Source organism: Acinetobacter sp. YH12045, assembly GCF_013419925.1.
GTDB lineage: Bacteria > Pseudomonadota > Gammaproteobacteria > Pseudomonadales > Moraxellaceae > Acinetobacter > Acinetobacter amyesii.
In genome coordinates, this window is record NZ_VOZE01000007.1 from 60,237 (window position 1) to 78,313 (window position 18,077).

Sequence of the window (18,077 nt, forward strand, 5' to 3'; positions counted from 1 at the left end):
AGATTGTTCCATGTCATATCAAAACATTTTAGTACCTGTCGATGGTTCAGAAATCTCGTTTTCTGCAGTTAAAAAAGCTGCAATTATTGCCAAGGCGTTTAACAGCCAACTCACTTTAATCAGCCTTGTTGCTGAAGACCCATTTACCGATGCAGACTTCTATTATTCTTCATCAATCATGAAAGAATATTTCGTACAAGCTTATGCAAATGCAGAATCTGCTTTGAAAGAAGCTGTGCAAATTACAACTGAAGTGGGTGTAGAAGCACAAAGTAAAATCATTAAAGGCCAAGTTTCTGCTGAAGGTGTGGTAGAAGCAGCCAATGAAGTCAAAGCCGATTTGATTGTGATGGGTTCACATGGTCGTAAAGGCTTTAAGAAAATGCTACTCGGCAGCTTCGCACAAGATGTACTCAGTAATACTGAATTACCTGTGTTGGTTGTAAAAGCTTAAGATGACCAAGCCCACATGATGTGGGCTTTTTTCTATTCAGCACACCCTTCCCCCATAGGCTTACCCTTTTGTCTAATTCATACAATATCGTGAATAGAGCAAGATTAGATTGATAACATTTAAAATATTAAGGAAGCAGATATGAGTCAATATCAACAAATTTTAGTCCCTGTGGATGAATCTCCAATTTCATATTCTGCTGTTGAACATGCGCTCAGCTTGGCTAAAAGTCAAAATGCACAAGTGACCATTGTCAGTGTTGTTGCTGTTGATCCATTCGTTGGTGTCGATTTCTATGCTGTTGCACCTGCAATCACTGAATATTTTATGCAAGCTGAAAAAAGTGCTCAGCTGCGTTTAGAAGATATCAAACAAACCTTTGTACGTGATGGTATCGAAGTTAAAACCCGTTTGATTCATGGTGTATCGCCAACCGAAGGGATTTTACAAGTGGCTGATGAAATCTCTGCAGATTTAATCATCATGGGTTCGCATGGACGCACAGGTTTAAAAAAAGCCATGCTGGGCAGCGTAGCACAAAATATTTTAACGCAGTGCCCAATTCCTGTTTTGATCATAAAGCAATAAACTAAGATTCAAAGAAAAGCCCTTCATTGAGGGCTTTTCTTCTTTTAGATCAATTAAACACGTTATTTAAATATACAATTCGTTCTGTAGTTTTCTGATTAAAACATTTGGTATATTGCAACTCTTGATTTTGCGTATTCATCGCATCATCCCAGTATTGCGAATGCTTTTGATAAGTCTCTTTTTCACTTTCATTTAATGAATAAACACTTTTTTGTGCAAGCACTTTACAGTCGATATCACGCTTTTCAAACCAGTCTGCTTGATCTTGCTGTAACTGCGCCTTTTGTTCATCACTAAAACGATCCCAAGTCTGATTGAGACGGTCCACCACTTTGGCATTATCCTGATCTAGCTCTTTCTTACGAATATCCATCGCCTTTTGTGCAAGGCTCATTTGTTGAGATTGACTCTCCATCCCTTGCTGATAGGATTCTTCGTCTCGCTTATTTTGAGCACTATATGCCGCATATAGCACCGCATGACGTGTCACTGTTACAACGCTATCAATTACGTCATTTTGACTTGGGACACTTAAACTTAAACCATCTTTGTCCGTTTTAGTGATGCTATAGCTAAAGTTCCCTTTAAGCTGATCATTGTCCATGCTTAAGCCTGACTCACCATCTTCGAGTGAATCATTCAAAGTATAATTACCACGTTCTTCACAGCCTTCGTTACATGGTCGTTCAGCAAAGGCGTTTTCAGCACGCTTTTGTAATCCTTTCGGGAAAACCACCAACAATTGACTGCTACATTCCAATGTTTTGGCTTTATTAGGGTCTTCAGTTAAAGTCGTGACATTTTGAATGTTAAATTTTAGATTTTTTACAATCAGATCCATGAGTTGCTGATCGGCTTCATAATCTGACTGACGTATTTCTTTGTTTAATTCTTTGAGATATTCTTTTTTTAAATGATCTTGCAATTGGTCAATATTGGCTTGTGCTGTACAACTCCAATCGTCCAAAGCAGGCGCTTCCGTTTTGGCTTCAGTATCTTTTTTATTTTTAAAATTATCACAGCCGGATATCAATGCCGCAGACAACATGAGGCTCGTGATGACTATTTTTTTCATTGTATAAGTACCATTATGATTTTATTCTTCGGGCGTATTTTACTCAAAATTACAGCGCTTTGACGAGAAAAATCCCCGCATGTGCAGGGATTTTTTATATATCATCTCATTTAGTACGGTTTTAATTGGTCTTTTCAGTTACGCCTTCGCTGGTGACATCTCGTACTTTACCATTCTCGGTATTTAAAACTTCAAACTCAATACGACGGTTTTTGAATTGACCTTCTTTGGTGCTGTTTTCTGCTACCGGTTTTTCTTGACCATAACCCACCGCTTGAAGCTGTGCAGGATCAACGCCTTTCGACACCAAGTAATCCACCACAGCTTGTGCACGCTCTTGCGATAAAGCTTTATTCGCTTCCTCATTACCCACAGCATCGGTATGACCTTGTACAGTCAGATGTACTTCTGTAGCGCGCTGCAGCAATGCTGCCGCCTGATCCAAAATCGATTTATTTACGTCAGGAATATCAGATGAACCTGTCGCAAAATTAATAATTTGTAAGTTCAGCGCAGTCGCAACATCTAGCGCACGAACTTGTTCAGGGTTAATGCTCGCTAATGCTTTTTGTGCATCAGTAATACTGTTATCTACTGCTGTTTGTTCGCTCACGCCTTCTTGAACCAATACCGTCATATTTTTTGCTAAAGGCTTAATTTGATTGGCAAGGTTTTGAGCATCCGCAGGATTTTGCGACAAAATCGATAACTGATTTTCTGTCCAGGTTAAAGTGGTATTTGGTACACCTTTAAGTTTTTGCAGAACCGTTGGAATGGTATCTTGATCAATAAATTGCGTATGGTAACTGGCATCAGATGAAGCACCACAACCCGTATTAAAGTTAAAGATCTGTTTGACTTGTTGCTGCAAAATTTCAAGATAATTTGAATCACCAGTTTGAATTTGACAGTTGGTTAACTGCCCATCTGTACCGGTGCTAAATTGCAAATGTGCTGGCTGAGATGCAGCAGGCTGTGCAACCGTTGTTGCAGAGGTGGTTGGTTCTTCTTTATTAGTACAAGACTTAAACCAAAATGCGATCAGACCCAATAATATAAGTAGCGCAATAATTGGCAATAACCAATTCGAGCGTTTTTCTTCAACGATAACAGGTGTTGGTTCAACAACAGGCGCTTGGTGTAATGTACGGCCAGCTGCAGTGTTTACCCCTAAACCTGCGAGTAAAGGCACTGCCCATTGTGGTAGTGCCGCCAAAATGCTATCTGCATGATTATCAAGTAAATGCGTGATTGCGACGGGATCAGATGAACCCGCTTCATTTTCAAGTGCCCCTAAAGTTGGAGCTATAGAGTGGTTTAAGGTTTGCTCTATTTCTGACGTTGGGGCCGTACCGCCACCGAGATGTTGCAAAAATTGATCTTTTAATGTGGGATTTGCCGAGAAAATATCACTAATTCGTGGATTTAACTGTTTTTGAAAGGTGTCAATAAACTCAGGTTTGGATCGAAAAATATTCAACAGGACTGGAATAAACTGGCTAATGGCTGAATTTTTTTCAGTTAAGTGTTGTGTATCACCGTCCAGCACAATCGAGGAGACGTGCTGCTTAATAAGCGCTAATAAATCTATACTCATATTTGTACTCCATGCAGTTGTCATTATTTTCATGTGTACTTCAGTTTATATGCTTATTTTTTGATCAAATGTAATAATTTGTTCGGACTTGTCAACGCTTTAATTTCTTCTTTTATTTTCAATCTATTAATTTCAATCTTCACTAAAAAAGCCAGCCGAAGCTGACTTTTTTATGTCTCATTAAAATACTAAGACTCAACATCTTTCCATGTTGGGCTTCAGCTTAAACGGCATAAAAAGCTTGAAGCACTTTACCTTTAACGGTGTGCTGAATTAATGGTGTGTTCTTACCATTTGACACAATCGTGTCTTTATTGATGGTCCATTCAAGCTCTGGGTCGACTAGTACCCAACCCGCTTCATCTGCCCAACGTTGTTGCATATTGGCTACTTTAGCAGGTGCGAGTGTGACTTTCTCAACCCATTCCAGTGGGCTTAATAGGCCTTCTTGAATCAATTGAATACCAAAAGGTACATAGGTATCAAATGCAGTAAAACCGGGCTGTGTTTCAGCAAATGGCGCCATTTTCGCAGAGCTGCTTAATGGCTCATGATGTGTACAAATTGCATCAATCACACCGTCTTTCACTGCTTGGCGGAGCAAGTCTTTATCTTGCTCAGAACGCAGCGGCGGACGCACATGCGCAAGTGAATTAAAGCCGTCGATCAAATGATCAGTTAAATGCAATTGGTGCATGGCTACATCGCAAGTCACCGGTAAGCCTTTCGCTTTAGCATGTTTAATTAATTCGACAGATGCGCCTGATGACAACAGACCAAAGTGCGCACGCACTTTAGTGGCTTCAATCATCAGTAAGTATTTTGCAATGGCTACGGTTTCCGCCAATGCAGGAATCATCGGCAAACCTTGACGAGATGCAACAAAACCTTCGTGTACACAGCCATCTTTGGCAATCTGCGGTTCTTCGGCATAGAACACAACGGTCATGTTCAGACCCGCAGCATATTCCAAAGTACGAATCACCACATCATCGTCCATAAATGGCGCATTAGCATTCGATACCGCAGTACAGCCACCTTTTTTCAAACCCGCCATATTCGCAGGCTGCTTGCCTAACAAGCCTTGAGTTTGCGCGCCAATCACCTGCAGATAAATGCCGCCATCTAGCATGGCTTTTTCCACCAGACCATGAATCAATGCACCATTGTCTTGCACAATCGGTTTAGAGTCAGGCGGGGTAAACACATGCAAAATACCATTCGCACGCGCAGCCCTACCTTCTGACTTTAAAGTGCCGTGCTGCTGCTGACCCGGCTCTCGTAAACGCGCGCAAAGGTCAACCATACTTGGCATCAGCCATTTGCCTTGTCCATCAATGGTTTCAGCGGTATTGCTTTCGGCAACCAATCGGCCATTTTCAATATAAACCGTCTGTACGCTGTCAGTTTGATTGATTGGATCTAAGACACGTACATTTTCAACTTTAACAATACTCATGACTATCCTTTAAACCGCAATCGCTTCAATTAAACCTTTTTCTTGCAACTGACCTTGCATTGCCAAAGCCAGTACCGCCATACGCACCGCAATACCATTGGTTACCTGATGTAAAATCACTGACTGAGTGCCATCGGCAATACTTGAGTCAATTTCAACACCACGGTTCATTGGTCCCGGATGCATCACGATGCAGTCAGGTTTTGCCAAAGCCAAGCGCTCTTTATTCAAACCGTACATTTTGTAGAATTCGGCTTGAGATGACAGCGCAGGAGAATCAATACGTTCATTTTGAATACGTAAAGTAATAATCACGTCGCAGTCTTGAATGCCGGCTTCCATGTTGTTGAACAGACGAATGCCTTCGCCATAATCATCAAAACCGTAAGGCAGCAAAGTATTTGGCGCAATGACACGAATATCTTTACAGCCCAATGTTTGTAATGCAGCGACATCTGAACGGGCAACACGCGAATGCTTAATATCGCCAATGATGGCAATGGAAATGTCTTCAAAATTCTTTTTGGTTTCACGGCGAATCGTCAACATATCCAACATGGCTTGCGTAGGATGCGCATGACGGCCATCGCCTGCATTGATGATTGCCACATGCGGACATACATCTTTCGCAATAAAGTGTGGCGCACCTGACGATGAATGACGAACCACAAAAATGTCGGTCGCCATCGCTTCTAAATTCCACAAGGTATCGCGCAGTGTCTCGCCTTTTGATGTACTTGAACGTGCAATATCAATGTTCAATACGTTTGCAGACAGACGTTTTGCTGCCGCTTCAAAAGTGGTACGGGTACGTGTTGAATTTTCAAAAAACAGGTTCATTACCGTACGACCTTCTAAAAGGTTATTGGTAATTAGCTGATTTTGGTCATTAAAAAAGGACTGTGCAGTGTCCAATATTTTTGTGAGAGTTTCTTTAGAAAGGCCTTCGATGGTGAGGAAATGTTTTAAGTTACCATCTTGGTTGAGTTGAATCTGGCTCGGTGTATGCAATGCCGCCAAGTGCATGAGAGATTCCTTATCGTTAAGTTAACGCATTATACAGAGAATCTTGGCAAATGGCAGTTGAAGTTTTCAACGTTCAATGCAAACGCATGATGTTATTCAAAATGAATTTTCAAATTCCTATCTATCATTTCAATTAGATAAATTAAACGTTTTAAATTAAACTTCACCTTTCCCCTTTCAAAAAGCCTTCAAACAGAACTTCAATCCACCTTTATTTTTAATTGAATTGGATACTTTCAAAAAATAAAGTTCAGCTGTAAACAGCCGCCTTCTGCGCAGTTCAACAACTCTTGAAATAAGGAAGTTGGTTTATACATCAGGCTGTGCGCAGCAAGAAAAATATACCTACTGCTCACAGCAGGATTGAATTAACGCAATGCGCCGATATAACGATGTGCAACCTGTGCTTTATAGATATCTTCCGCAGTCGGTTCGCTCATTAAAATTTCTGCTGTTTCATGCGATACTGAGTTAACCATTGATTCTTCTGGTACTGAAACTGCAACTTCATGCAAATTCAACTCACTATATAAACGTGCAACTAAACGAGATAATTCAGGATCAGCCGTTTCCAAAGCCAAGTTAGAAACAAAGCGTGCATATTCGACATTTTCAACTACATATAATGCGTCAATAACCCGACCTGACACACGACGTAAACGCGCGTAAATTAAAGTGGCGATTGAAAATGCGTTTGATTGACTATTGATTGCCAGCCCTGTCATAAATACCCCTAATGATATCAATATTATAAAGATCGAATTTTGATCAGGGTTATAGCAATTTTTGTACCATTAAGTGATATTTCTCACAATGTACGCAGAATAAATTTGGTAAAGTCATTCAAATCTACCGATATTTCTCCCGTTTCAGCGCAATATCGTCCGCCCAAATCCACGAAAATACGTTAAAATATGCGATTGCTTTTTTGCCTTTGGAAATTTACATGAATTCGAAACCGCGTCTTTCTACATATTGGGTTACCTGTGCAGATGGACTGGAAACCTTACTCCGCGAGGAAATTGAAGGTTTAGGTGTTCAAAATATTGAACAGTTCCCGGGTCGTCTTGTATTCAAAGGCACACTTGAAGATGCATACCGTATTTGCATGTGGTCACGTTTGGCTTCACGTGTACTCACCCCCATTCATACACATGAATTAGAGTTCACACATGATGCACGTGATGTAGCGGAAGAGCTCTATGAAGGTGCAATAAACTTTGACTGGTCACTTATTTTTGCACCACAAAGTACATTTGCCGTTCGTTTACACATCGAACGTGACATTAAAGTCAATTCTCAGTTCGCAACTTTACGTGTCAAAGATGGTGTGGTCGATTCCTTTATGGAAGCTGTGGGCAAACGTCCAAGCATTGACATTAAGCAACCTGAAATTACGTTGTATGTATTAGCTGGCAAAACTGAACATACTTATTGCTTAGATTTATCAGGTGATTCTCTGCATAAACGCGGCTACCGTCGCTACATGACAGATGCGCCGATTAAAGAAAACTTAGCGGCTGCCATCTTACAGAAAGCAAAACTTAAACAGCATCAACCCGATATTATTTTGGACCCAATGTGTGGTTCAGGGACATTTATCATTGAATCATTAATGATTTTGACTGACCGCGCGCCAGGCCTTGTTCGTCGTTTTGGTTTTAATGGTTGGAATGGTCATGACCATGAACTTTGGATGTCAATTAAAGGCGAAGCGGCTGAGCGTCATAAAGCTGCACTTGAAAATCCTCTCCCACAATTCTATGCATTTGATGCAGACTGGGAAGCGGTAAAAGCGACCAAACAAAATATTATTGCTGCAGGTTTCGAATCTGTACTTGATCAAATTAAAATTGAAGAACGTACACTTGCAGACTGGCCAGAATTCCAAGCAACAGGTAAGAAAAGCTTTGTTGTCACTAATCCTCCATACGGCGAGCGTTTAGGTGATAAAGCCTCTAACCGCGCACTGTATTTAGGTCTATCGGCATTATTACAAAAGAACTTCCCAAATCAGCCTGCTGCAATTATTGCAGCACAAGTTGAACAGGCCGATGTCCTTGCCTTTAATGATCCACAAATTTTGCGTTTGATGAATGGTAAGCTACCAATTTACGTCCGTTTTGGTACAGTCAAACCTGCGGCAGTTCAAAAGCCTTTCCTAGAGCATTGGGAACCGCAACAATTTGAAAAAATTGAAGGTGCAGAAGACTTTACTAACCGTCTGCAAAAAAACATGCAGAATCTTAAAAAATGGGCAGTCAAAGAAAATATTTTCTGCCTACGTTTATATGATGCCGATTTGCCTGACTTTAATGTCGCGGTAGATTTGTATGGTGATCGTTTACACGTACAAGAATATGCACCACCGAAAAAAATTGACCCTGAAAAAGCAAAAAAACGCTTTAACTTAGCACTGCAAGCGATTCGTGCAGTAACAGGCTTAGGTCGTGATGCGATTTTCATTAAAACACGTGCCCGCCAAGAAGGTAAAAATCAGTACACTAAACAAAGTACTGCGTCTAAACGTTTCATCGTTCAAGAAGGCAAAGCTAAGATTTTGGTGAACCTAACAGACTACCTCGATACAGGTCTGTTCCTTGACCATCGTCAAATGCGTCTACGTATTGCCAAGGAAGCCAAAGGTAAACACTTCCTCAACTTATATAGCTACACCTCTACAGCGAGCTTACATGCAGCGCTAGGCGGTGCAGCAAGTACGACCAGTGTCGATTTGTCAAATACATACCTAAACTGGTCTAAAGAGAACTTTGTACTGAATGGTTTGACTGTAGATCATGCAGATGAACAACATCAGTTCTTCTCTAGTGACTGTTTTGAATGGTTAAAAGAAGGTCACGAGCAATATGACCTGATCTTTATTGACCCACCAACCTTCTCAAACTCTAAAAAGTTCTATGGTACTTTTGATGTCCAACGCGACCATATGTCTTTGCTTAAACGTGCCATGAACCGTTTAACCACTGACGGTACGCTTTACTTCTCAAACAACTACCGTGGTTTTGAGATGGACGATGTGATCATGGCAATGTTTGATGTTGAAGAAATCAGCAATGAAACCATTGGTCTAGATTTTAAACGTAACAGCAAAATTCACCGTGCATGGAAAATCACTCATCCACAAATCTAAGGTTTGACTTTAGAAAGTCCTGATCTATGAAATGAAGCACGTCAGTGCTTCATTTCAACCACGACTCCATCTGGATACGTTACTCGAATATTTTCATGTCGCTCTTGCAGCACAATACGGTTAATCGGTGCGACTTCTGGAGATTGTATTAACCCGACCTGATCCGCTGCCCTTTTCTTTTGAAGCAAATAATCACTCATGGTTGAGCCTTCAAGCTGGGTTTCTTGAATGATCTTATTATTACGATTAGATTTATGATTTGAATTTTTCTGCTGCTCTTCTTTGGGTTTAGCTGCCTCACTCTCAATAATATCTAAGGTTTCTTCACTAAACTGTTTTTTACCTTGCGTTTCATTCGACAAACGTTGATCTGAAATTGACGTCCCCGCAAAAGCTATAGACTGAACAGCGATTAAAAAAATGCTACTAACAAGACTGTGTTTTACCCAAGAACATTTAGGCATGGATGAATGAACAAGTTTCCGTCTAAAAAAATAATCGTGTGACATGGTGTCTTTCCTATTGTTATTTTCATTGGCTAGTTGCCCATTGACGCTAGCAACTTTTCAACTATTCAACAATGGCTAGGCCGCTGTGTTCCGATAAAGTGAACATCATGATTCCGCAGCTCAAAATAAAAAACCGCCAATCTATGACGGTTTTATATTTTCAAACTAAACGACTAACCACTTGTTGCTTATTTCTTTTGTATAGCCTGACCAAAAAGCTTTTGACCGAACTTATATTGCATACTCATGACCATGTTATTGCCATCGCGCTTGCCTTGCCCTGATGTTTCAAAACCTGCAAACATGGCTTCGGCTTCCTGTCCTGACAAACTTTTGCCTTGTAATTGCAAAAAGTTATTCATGATTGCAGTCATCATATTTTTATCAAAACTTAAGTCTGCTTGAAAATCTAGTAAGCTCGGCACCATTTTAATAAAAGACTCCATTGAGGCATGGTGACCCGGCATGACTTTCCCCACGACATTTGCAGAGGCTTTACCTCCACCAATACTGATCGAGTTATCTTTAGATTCAAAATCAAAACCTTGGCTTGCGATTGCTAAGAATGCTTGAGTCATTTCTTCACTTGATTCACCCACTGCATCGCATGAATTTTCCACCTGATGCAAAAGTTCACTAAATGCACGAACTTTATCTAGATTAACTTTATGCAATGCCAAATTCAGTGCGAAATCTTTAGTGACCGGTGAACCAGGGAAATCCATTTCATCAGCTTTTAAGTAGCCTTCAAAGTCCACATCATGTTTATTTAGTTCGGTCTCCCAACGCAATTGCATACCACGCATACCGCCTGAGAACTTTTGATCTAAACGTTTGATAGAACCCGCTTGAATTTCAACAAAACTATTTTCAAGATTTTTCTGATTTAAACCTTGATTGGTCTTCATCGAAAAATTTTGCACCATGGTTTGCATTGGACCTTCACTCAACAGAACCACAGGTAAATGGATTGAAAGCTCAGATACCTTAGTGGCTTGCCCCGGTAGACTACTGATCCGAATTTGCAATTGGCTGGCATCAGCTTGTACCGTTGCACCTTGTGCAGTCGTTTTAAATGCAGGAATCTGTAGATCTGTTTTACTTTGACCAATCCAATTGACCAACGTTTTTGCCGTTAAGACCGTACCAAAAAGCTTGGCATATTCGGACGTACTTTGTTGTTGAACAATCTTAAAGTTCGAGTTGATGTTATAACCTTTCAACCCACGTTGAATCTGATCGGTACCCTTCAATACGATCACTTCTTTGGGTTTACACGGGTCTGTTTTCAGCGTTAATACCCAATCGACCGTTCCGCCCATCAAGCCCATTTGATAATTGCTGTACTTCACATCAACATCTTGTACAGCTGCTGACCAATTATTCTGTGTATAAAATTGGGCAAGAGATTTATCTGCATATAAATTTCCTCCCACCACAGCTGCTGAAAGCACCGCTAAACTGCCAATTCCCCACATCAATTTTGACATGTCTTTCTCATTCTGATTATTCTTTGCGCAGTATACTGAAGAACTCAGTTACATAAGTACACAATTAGAATGATATTAAATGATTGATTTGGCAGTTTTAATTGATTTTTTGATGGCTATCACTTCAACTATATACGCCCAGCTTCAAAATAACTAATACGTTTACGATCAAATGCGGCATATGGATTGCCTTTAAAACTATGAAAATAGTGCTTGGCTTTTAACACGTGAGAGGTAGTATTTTTCATCCATCCTATACGCGGGTCCTTCTCTGCCAGAGTGATGCAATAGGTTTCTTTGCCACGTCGCTTGGTCTGTTGCTTGGCATGAAAAACTAAACTTGCAAATACATCCAGATGTTCAGGATGACATAGTGGACTATGCAGCATTAAATAATCGAAAGTTCCCTGAATTTTTGGCAGTGATAATACACCACGCACACTGGCGTAGGCATTATAAAAAGGCTTCATCAACTTTAATGAACGCGAATAGTCGATTACGCGGGTTTGTTTAAAACTCTTTTGATTCCATAATCCATAGAGTCCAACCAACTGATTGTGCTGATCATAAATTAAATAAAAATCGTCCAGATTTAAGCCTGCCCAAAATGGATTTTGACCATCAACCAACGCATTAAAATCATAGCTAGGTAAAAAATTATATTGGTCTTTCATTTTTAAAATGAAATCATTCGCTTCATCTACACGTTCAGCAGTTAGGGTTTTAAATTGATATTGATTGAAAGTTTTTGGTTTCGCTGCTTGTGAAACAGTAAAGGTTCGAATTTCGTCATAAAAATATGGCAACGGAAAACCTGATCTTTCATGATGTAAAATACTAGCAGCAACAGTATTAGCGTTTAAAACTACACTTTCAAAAATCGTATCTTGCGGAATTTCATCGTGGACATAGTCCATTAATAAGCGCATGACTTTAGCACCACGATACGCTGGATTCATTCTTAAATCGGCAACATAACGCATTAGGTCAGGCTGACCATTGATATAACAATAACGCCATCCCAAATTCATCATCGCAATCACAATAGATGGATCATCCACAGGGACAACCACTTTTAAATCTGGTCGATTATACTGTGCATGGCTAGCAGCCAAATAACTCGGGTGACGTTCATAAGATAAGGTAATGCCATTACTTGGCACAGTCTCAGCACTAATTTTCATTAGTTGCTCATCATCTTCGACAGTCGCATTTCGAACCGCAAACTTAGTCTCATTCTTTGAATGATATAGCGCCGTTTCGTCGAACGGTGCATCTAACACATCAATATCCATCTCAATACTCAATTATTTTTGTTTTCATTTTCTTAAGCGGCTCAGGCTTAATATTCCCTTCAATCATGCCATTGTTCATGGCTAATGTTTTGTAGTAGTCCCATGCATCTTGTACATGAACCACTTCAGGTTCATCCAACTGCCCTAGATCTCGTGCCAATTCATAATGAAAATTATGTTTAAGCAAACGGTCTAGTGCTTGAGCGGATGGTTGTTTGTCTACATTGCCTTCACTGAGTAAAATATAGTGCGGTTTTTTAACCGAACATTGTTCGATACCCAAGATACTAATCGGCAAATAATCCGCTTGTTTAAACTCTGCAAGAACTTTAACTGCAGCATTGTGGTCGAGCTTTTCTCCGACCAAATCTACCGTCATTTTTCGACCTAAAAATTTGAAACATGGCACTTGCTGATAAAAGTCGGTGACTTCTAATTCATCATCAATCACATAACGAATTAATCCTGAACCTGTCGTGATCACAGGACTAACAATATCACCTACTTTCAGTTGCCACGATGGCACCACTTTTTGGCTGTCTTGCAAAATAAATTCATAAAAATGTGACTGATAACTTAAGGTAAAACGGTTTGCAAATGGAATCGTCACTACGCCTTCAGTTGCCCATAAACCTTTACCTTCAAATGCCACACATGCAATTCGTTGCTTGAGTTGTACTGCCCACTGCTCTGCGCTCGCAGTATCCCAACTCGAAACCAGACTGAGTTTAGGCCACAATTTTTTCCACGCCGTTGCTTGGGTCAAATCCAAGTCTTGTAAGCGATAGCATTGTTGACAAGATTTAGGAACTTGCAGAAAACTCAATCCCTCACGTTGCCATTGTCCAGTTTTCAAGACCTGCACAATTTCAGCTTGATGTTCTTGAATGATATCCAACAATTGCAAAGCAAATGTAGGACTCCATACCGAAATCATGCCTAAATGCTTATCTGCAACGAGATACACCGCGGTTGCAAACATGGCATCTTCGGCTGAATTCGCCATCGCAATTTCAGTCGGTACCGACTGGGTAATTTTACTCAACACTCGCTTCGACAGATTAAGCAGCGCACTGTCATCATTCAAATTACTATTTTCTAAAAGCTTTCGCTGGCTTTCAGGCAACCATGAAACCGACCAATAATGCGTTGAATTTTTAAGTTGTGGATGAGTTCGGTATAAATTGGTGAGCCATAACCCAATAGCTTCATCCAATTCATCTAAAAAAGCCTGAGTATAGGGAATGAATTTAATTGCTTCACTCGACCCACTGGTGGGTTGAAAACGGACAATTTTTTCAGGCCCCAAACAATTTTTGCCACTTTGTCTGGATTGTTCAATTTGGCTTTTCCAATTACTATAACGCGAAAGCGGATATTTTTTGGAAAATTGCTCATAGCTTAGATTTTGCGAAATGTGCTGCTTTAAAAAATGGCTTAATTTTTTACGTTGCACATTTTCCAGCTGATTTGCCTGCTGTGTATAGCGTTGAAATGCTTTACGGCAGGCAATATTCAAAACTTGATGTGCAGTGGTGAGAAGCAATCCCATTAGGCCACCTTCGAGTCTGAACCTGTCGCAATATGCAATGTACGAGACTTATAACGTAACTTGCTTTCATGTTTACTCACACTGGTGGTCTTGGTTAAGAATCGATTTACATAACGGTATAAATCGCTCCAACGTAATTCACCAATGCACGGTAGTTCAGTTCCATCGACCCACGTTGGGTTCTTATCTTCAAAAAAAGCAATCTTGGTATTGTTTTCGCGCATCTCATGGGTGATTGGCGCAACATCTGCTTTGAGTGGCTGGTAGTCTTCGCCAAAATTCAGAAGACCTGTTTCATGGTTATAGTATTCTGAGAAATATTCTTTACAGTACGATTCGACAAAGTCTTTGAGATGGGAATTTTTCTCACCATAATGTGGATAGTAGCTGTAGTAGTTATTGGCTAAGAGCAGATAAGTTTTAAAGCCTTTAGAGATTAAAATCCAATATACAGGGGTTCTTGGATGACGAAATTTAAAACTAATAATATAACGGAACATTGCTCGAGTTAATGCACGATTCCCCCAATACTCTTTCTCAATAATGGTATCACCACTGAAAAAAGCATGTCGGGCTTTACCATCAACAATAAAGTCACGCTCCATAACCGTCGAGAATCCGACAATTTGATTATTTTTCGGTACAATAATGAAAAAAACACCGGTTTTTTCTAAGAAGTCGCGTTCAAAAATTTCATAACGGGTATTGGCATAATATTTTTGGTAAATACCATACATGCGTTTGAGTTCTTGAACAGTGATATCATCTGTACGTTTATATAAACTATAAGGTTCTTTTTTGATCTGCCTAAGCAGTTTAAATTCCATCATAATCATAATTTCCTGTTGCCATTCATTCATAATGAACGAGCGATATTGTTTTTGTTTTACAGAACACAGTCATCTCGTTGGATGTGTGCGGACGTCATCTTAGTGGGTGAAAATGATGAAATGCAATGAACTTTACGTATTTAAACGAAAATTACGACAAGCGTAAAATTAAAAAACCCGGCCTAAACCGGGTTTCTGTTTTTACAACTGGATGTAGCAGATTTGTGCTTTTTAGTTGAGTTTTAACTTTTCAAAAGTTAGGTGATCTCCTTCCGCTTGAACGACAATCGTATCGCCCGGTTGGAAAGCACCTGATAAGATTTTCTGTGCCAATGTATTTTCAACTTGTTGTTGGATAGCACGTTTCAGAGGACGTGCGCCATACACAGGGTCAAAACCAGCATCGATAAGCAATTCAAAGGCACTATCTTCAACCGCCAAACTCATGTCTTTGTCAGCCAAACGTGAACGTAAGCGATCCAACTGAATATCCGCAATACCACGAATTTGCGCTTTTTGTAAAGAGTGGAAAACCACCAACTCATCAATACGGTTCACAAATTCAGGTCGGAAATGTTCAGATACCGCAGCCATAACCACAGCGCGAACTTCGTCTTTCGACGGGTTTTCACCTAATTCACGAACATCGGTTGAACCTAAGTTCGAGGTCATCACGATCACGGTGTTTTTGAAATCAATCACACGGCCTTGTGAGTCTGTTAATCGACCATCATCCAACACTTGAAGTAAGATGTTAAAGACATCTGGATGTGCTTTTTCAACCTCATCAAACAACACTACACTATAAGGTTTACGACGAACAGCCTCGGTTAACACACCACCTTCTTCATAACCCACATAGCCCGGAGGCGCACCTACTAAACGGCTCACCGAATGCTTTTCCATAAACTCTGACATGTCGATACGAATAATCGCATCATCACTGTCAAATAAGAAATTACCTAAAGCTTTGGTTAACTCAGTTTTACCTACACCTGTAGGCCCAAGGAATAAGAATGAACCACTTGGGCGGTTTGGATCGGATAATCCTGCACGAGAACGACGCACCGCATTCGACACTGCTACGACAGCTTCATCTTGACCAACTACACGGTTATGTAAGAACTCCTCCATGTGTAAGAGTTTTTCACGTTCACCTTGCAGCATTTTCGCAACGGGAATACCTGTAGCCGCACTTACCACTTCAGCGATTTCATTTTCAGTGACTTTGGTACGAATCAGTTTTGGCTCTTCGTTCACCTCGGCAACTTCTTCTTCATTCAAGCGTTTTTGCAACTCAGGAATAACACCATATTGCAAGCGGCTAGCTTCTGCTAAATCACCTTCACGTTGTGCTTTTTCAAAGGCAGTACGTGCTTTATCTAGCTCAATTTGAGCCTGATTCGTGCCGTCAACCAAACGTTTTTCCGCAATCCACACTTCTTCCAAATCACTATATTCTTTTTGAACTTCAGCAATTTGTTTCTCTAGGTGCTCAACTTCAGCTTTTGAGACTGAATCTGCATCTTTTTTCACCGCTTCTAACTGCATTTTCAATTGAATTAGGCGACGATCTAAACGGTCTAATGGCTCAGGTTTTGAGTCAATTTCCATTTTAATTCGTGATGCTGCTTCATCAATCAAATCAATTGCTTTGTCTGGCAACTGACGGTCTGTGATGTAACGATGCGACATTTTTGCCGCAGCAATAATCGCTGAGTCTAAAATTTGCACACCATGATGGGTTGCATATTTGTCTTTTAGACCACGTAAAATCGCAATAGTGTCTTCCACACTCGGTTCATCAACGATCACTTTTTGGAAACGACGCTCTAGAGCCGCATCTTTCTCGATATATTGGCGGTACTCATCTAAAGTGGTTGCACCTACACAGCGTAGCTCACCACGCGCTAATGCAGGTTTAAGCATATTCCCTGCATCCATTGCACCATCACCTTTACCTGCGCCAACAAGCGTATGTAATTCGTCAATGAAAAGAATAATCTCGCCATCATATTTGGCTAAATCTTTTAGAACTGCTTTAAGACGTTCTTCAAATTCACCGCGGTATTTTGCACCTGCAAGCAATGAACCTAGGTCAAGTGAAAGTACACGTTTACCTTTCAGACTTTCAGGAACTTCGCCATTGACGATACGCTGTGCTAAGCCCTCAACGATTGCTGTTTTACCCACACCAGGCTCACCAATCAATACCGGGTTGTTTTTGCTACGACGTGATAAAACCTGAATGGTACGGCGAATCTCTTCATCACGACCAATAACTGGATCTAACTTGCCTTCTAATGCACGTGCATTGAGGTCTAAGGTATATTTGTTGAGTGAATCACGTTGATCTTCGTGGTTATTACTCATGACTTGTTCACCGCCTCGTATTTGTTCAATTGCATTGCGTAATTTATCTGTCGTTACGCCTACACTATTTAATAAGGTTTTGGTTTTACCCGTTTCAGCTAAACCGAGAATCACCCAATCTGTAGAAAGAAACTCATCTCCAGCTTTTTGAGCAAAACTGTCAGCTAAATTCAGCGCCTTGACTGCTTCAGGATTTAGGTTGATGTCCCCTGTCGGCGTAGCAATGGTGGCGGTATCCTGTAGGGCTTGCTGAAGCTTGGTTTTTAACTCAGGAAGATTAGCACCTGCCTGTTGTAACAAGTTTTGGTTCGACGGCTCTTCAAGCAATGTCGAAAGAATATGGATTCCTTCAATGGCTGTATGGTCTTTCCCCATTGCTAAAGATTGGGCATCGGATAATGCTTGCTGCAAACGGTTTGTGAATTTTTCGAATCGCATTCTTGTTATTCCTCACAACAAATTCTGTACTTGAAGCATATATGGGAGTCATATTTAAAATTTCAAATACATTTTTTAAATATTTTTCAATGAGTTAATTTTAAGATATAGATAAATCTCAATTATAATATTGGTATAAATAGAATACTTTTCAAGTCATTTATTGAAGAATTTAGTACTTTATTATGTTATTTAAATACACATGTATTTATAGGCAATTTTCTTGTCAATTCAACT

Annotated in this window: 14 protein-coding genes; 3 read left to right on the plus strand and 11 right to left on the minus strand. The window is 40.2% G+C overall.

Annotation, left to right across the window (positions count from 1 at the left end; translation table 11 throughout):
* Positions 1–10: 10 nt before the first annotated feature.
* Together FTU02_RS11085 and FTU02_RS11090 are read left to right on the plus strand one after the other, a co-directional pair.
* Positions 11–454 (plus strand): universal stress protein, encoded by a 444-nt coding sequence (locus FTU02_RS11085; protein ID WP_078191806.1) that lies wholly within the window; start codon positions 11–13, stop codon positions 452–454.
* 141 nt (positions 455–595) lie between these two features.
* On the plus strand, positions 596–1,042 hold the full coding sequence (locus FTU02_RS11090; RefSeq protein WP_078188616.1) for a universal stress protein: 447 nt from the start codon (positions 596–598) through the stop codon (positions 1,040–1,042).
* Positions 1,043–1,091: 49 nt separating this feature from the next.
* Here FTU02_RS11090 and FTU02_RS11095 read toward each other — a convergent pair whose 3' ends face one another.
* The 5 genes from FTU02_RS11095 to FTU02_RS11115 all read right to left on the minus strand — a co-directional run bounded on the left by FTU02_RS11095 (position 1,092) and on the right by FTU02_RS11115 (position 6,927).
* The gene (locus FTU02_RS11095; protein WP_180157152.1) at positions 1,092–2,120 is read right to left on the minus strand and encodes a DUF1311 domain-containing protein; all 1,029 of its coding nucleotides are present in this window, start codon (positions 2,118–2,120) and stop codon (positions 1,092–1,094) included.
* Between the two features lie 121 nt (positions 2,121–2,241).
* On the minus strand, positions 2,242–3,717 hold the full coding sequence (locus tag FTU02_RS11100; RefSeq protein WP_180157154.1) for an OmpA family protein: 1,476 nt from the start codon (positions 3,715–3,717) through the stop codon (positions 2,242–2,244).
* 223 nt (positions 3,718–3,940) lie between these two features.
* Complete coding sequence (locus FTU02_RS11105; protein WP_180157155.1) at positions 3,941–5,176, minus strand: dihydroorotase; 1,236 nt, start codon at positions 5,174–5,176, stop codon at positions 3,941–3,943.
* Positions 5,177–5,185: 9 nt separating this feature from the next.
* Entirely contained in the window at positions 5,186–6,202 is a 1,017-nt protein-coding gene (locus FTU02_RS11110) for an aspartate carbamoyltransferase catalytic subunit (RefSeq protein WP_180023479.1), read from the minus strand.
* A gap of 368 nt (positions 6,203–6,570) precedes the next feature.
* On the minus strand, positions 6,571–6,927 hold the full coding sequence (locus tag FTU02_RS11115; protein ID WP_180157157.1) for a hypothetical protein: 357 nt from the start codon (positions 6,925–6,927) through the stop codon (positions 6,571–6,573).
* A gap of 221 nt (positions 6,928–7,148) precedes the next feature.
* Between FTU02_RS11115 and rlmKL the strand changes: the two genes are divergently transcribed.
* A complete protein-coding gene (gene rlmKL / locus FTU02_RS11120; RefSeq protein ID WP_180115115.1) occupies positions 7,149–9,353 on the plus strand; it encodes a bifunctional 23S rRNA (guanine(2069)-N(7))-methyltransferase RlmK/23S rRNA (guanine(2445)-N(2))-methyltransferase RlmL in 2,205 nt (734 codons plus the stop codon).
* 41 nt (positions 9,354–9,394) lie between these two features.
* Here rlmKL and FTU02_RS11125 read toward each other — a convergent pair whose 3' ends face one another.
* The 6 genes from FTU02_RS11125 to clpB all read right to left on the minus strand — a co-directional run bounded on the left by FTU02_RS11125 (position 9,395) and on the right by clpB (position 17,840).
* Positions 9,395–9,862: a hypothetical protein gene (locus FTU02_RS11125; RefSeq protein ID WP_180145388.1), complete on the minus strand. Its 468-nt coding sequence runs from the start codon at positions 9,860–9,862 to the stop codon at positions 9,395–9,397.
* A gap of 188 nt (positions 9,863–10,050) precedes the next feature.
* Positions 10,051–11,352, minus strand: coding sequence for a DUF945 family protein (locus tag FTU02_RS11130; RefSeq protein WP_180157159.1), 1,302 nt, complete (start codon positions 11,350–11,352; stop codon positions 10,051–10,053).
* Between the two features lie 128 nt (positions 11,353–11,480).
* On the minus strand, positions 11,481–12,647 hold the full coding sequence (locus FTU02_RS11135; protein WP_180157161.1) for a GNAT family N-acetyltransferase: 1,167 nt from the start codon (positions 12,645–12,647) through the stop codon (positions 11,481–11,483).
* Position 12,648: 1 nt separating this feature from the next.
* Positions 12,649–14,199: a GH3 auxin-responsive promoter family protein gene (locus FTU02_RS11140; protein ID WP_180157163.1), complete on the minus strand. Its 1,551-nt coding sequence runs from the start codon at positions 14,197–14,199 to the stop codon at positions 12,649–12,651.
* Complete coding sequence (locus FTU02_RS11145) at positions 14,199–15,035, minus strand: hypothetical protein (RefSeq protein ID WP_306670237.1); 837 nt, start codon at positions 15,033–15,035, stop codon at positions 14,199–14,201. The genes FTU02_RS11140 and FTU02_RS11145 overlap by 1 nt, the downstream gene beginning before the upstream one ends.
* Positions 15,036–15,260: 225 nt before the next feature.
* Complete coding sequence (gene clpB / locus FTU02_RS11150) at positions 15,261–17,840, minus strand: ATP-dependent chaperone ClpB (RefSeq protein WP_180023472.1); 2,580 nt, start codon at positions 17,838–17,840, stop codon at positions 15,261–15,263.
* Positions 17,841–18,077: the final 237 nt, after the last annotated feature.

Excerpts from the sequence above, each read along its gene's own strand:
- FTU02_RS11100 (WP_180157154.1), bottom strand. The coding sequence starts at position 3,717 with ATGAGTATAGATTTATTAGCGCTTATTAAGCAGCACGTCTCCTCGATT.
- FTU02_RS11105 (WP_180157155.1), bottom strand. The coding sequence starts at position 5,176 with ATGAGTATTGTTAAAGTTGAAAATGTACGTGTCTTAGATCCAATCAAT.
- FTU02_RS11125 (WP_180145388.1), bottom strand. The coding sequence starts at position 9,862 with ATGTCACACGATTATTTTTTTAGACGGAAACTTGTTCATTCATCCATG.
- FTU02_RS11140 (WP_180157163.1), bottom strand. The coding sequence starts at position 14,199 with ATGGGATTGCTTCTCACCACTGCACATCAAGTTTTGAATATTGCCTGC.
- FTU02_RS11085 (WP_078191806.1), top strand. The coding sequence starts at position 11 with ATGTCATATCAAAACATTTTAGTACCTGTCGATGGTTCAGAAATCTCG.
- rlmKL (WP_180115115.1), top strand. The coding sequence starts at position 7,149 with ATGAATTCGAAACCGCGTCTTTCTACATATTGGGTTACCTGTGCAGAT.
- FTU02_RS11145 (WP_306670237.1), bottom strand. The coding sequence starts at position 15,035 with ATGATTATGATGGAATTTAAACTGCTTAGGCAGATCAAAAAAGAACCT.
- FTU02_RS11130 (WP_180157159.1), bottom strand. The coding sequence starts at position 11,352 with ATGTCAAAATTGATGTGGGGAATTGGCAGTTTAGCGGTGCTTTCAGCA.
- FTU02_RS11110 (WP_180023479.1), bottom strand. The coding sequence starts at position 6,202 with ATGCACTTGGCGGCATTGCATACACCGAGCCAGATTCAACTCAACCAA.
- FTU02_RS11090 (WP_078188616.1), top strand. The coding sequence starts at position 596 with ATGAGTCAATATCAACAAATTTTAGTCCCTGTGGATGAATCTCCAATT.
- FTU02_RS11115 (WP_180157157.1), bottom strand. The coding sequence starts at position 6,927 with ATGACAGGGCTGGCAATCAATAGTCAATCAAACGCATTTTCAATCGCC.
- clpB (WP_180023472.1), bottom strand. The coding sequence starts at position 17,840 with ATGCGATTCGAAAAATTCACAAACCGTTTGCAGCAAGCATTATCCGAT.
- FTU02_RS11135 (WP_180157161.1), bottom strand. The coding sequence starts at position 12,647 with ATGGATATTGATGTGTTAGATGCACCGTTCGACGAAACGGCGCTATAT.
- FTU02_RS11095 (WP_180157152.1), bottom strand. The coding sequence starts at position 2,120 with ATGAAAAAAATAGTCATCACGAGCCTCATGTTGTCTGCGGCATTGATA.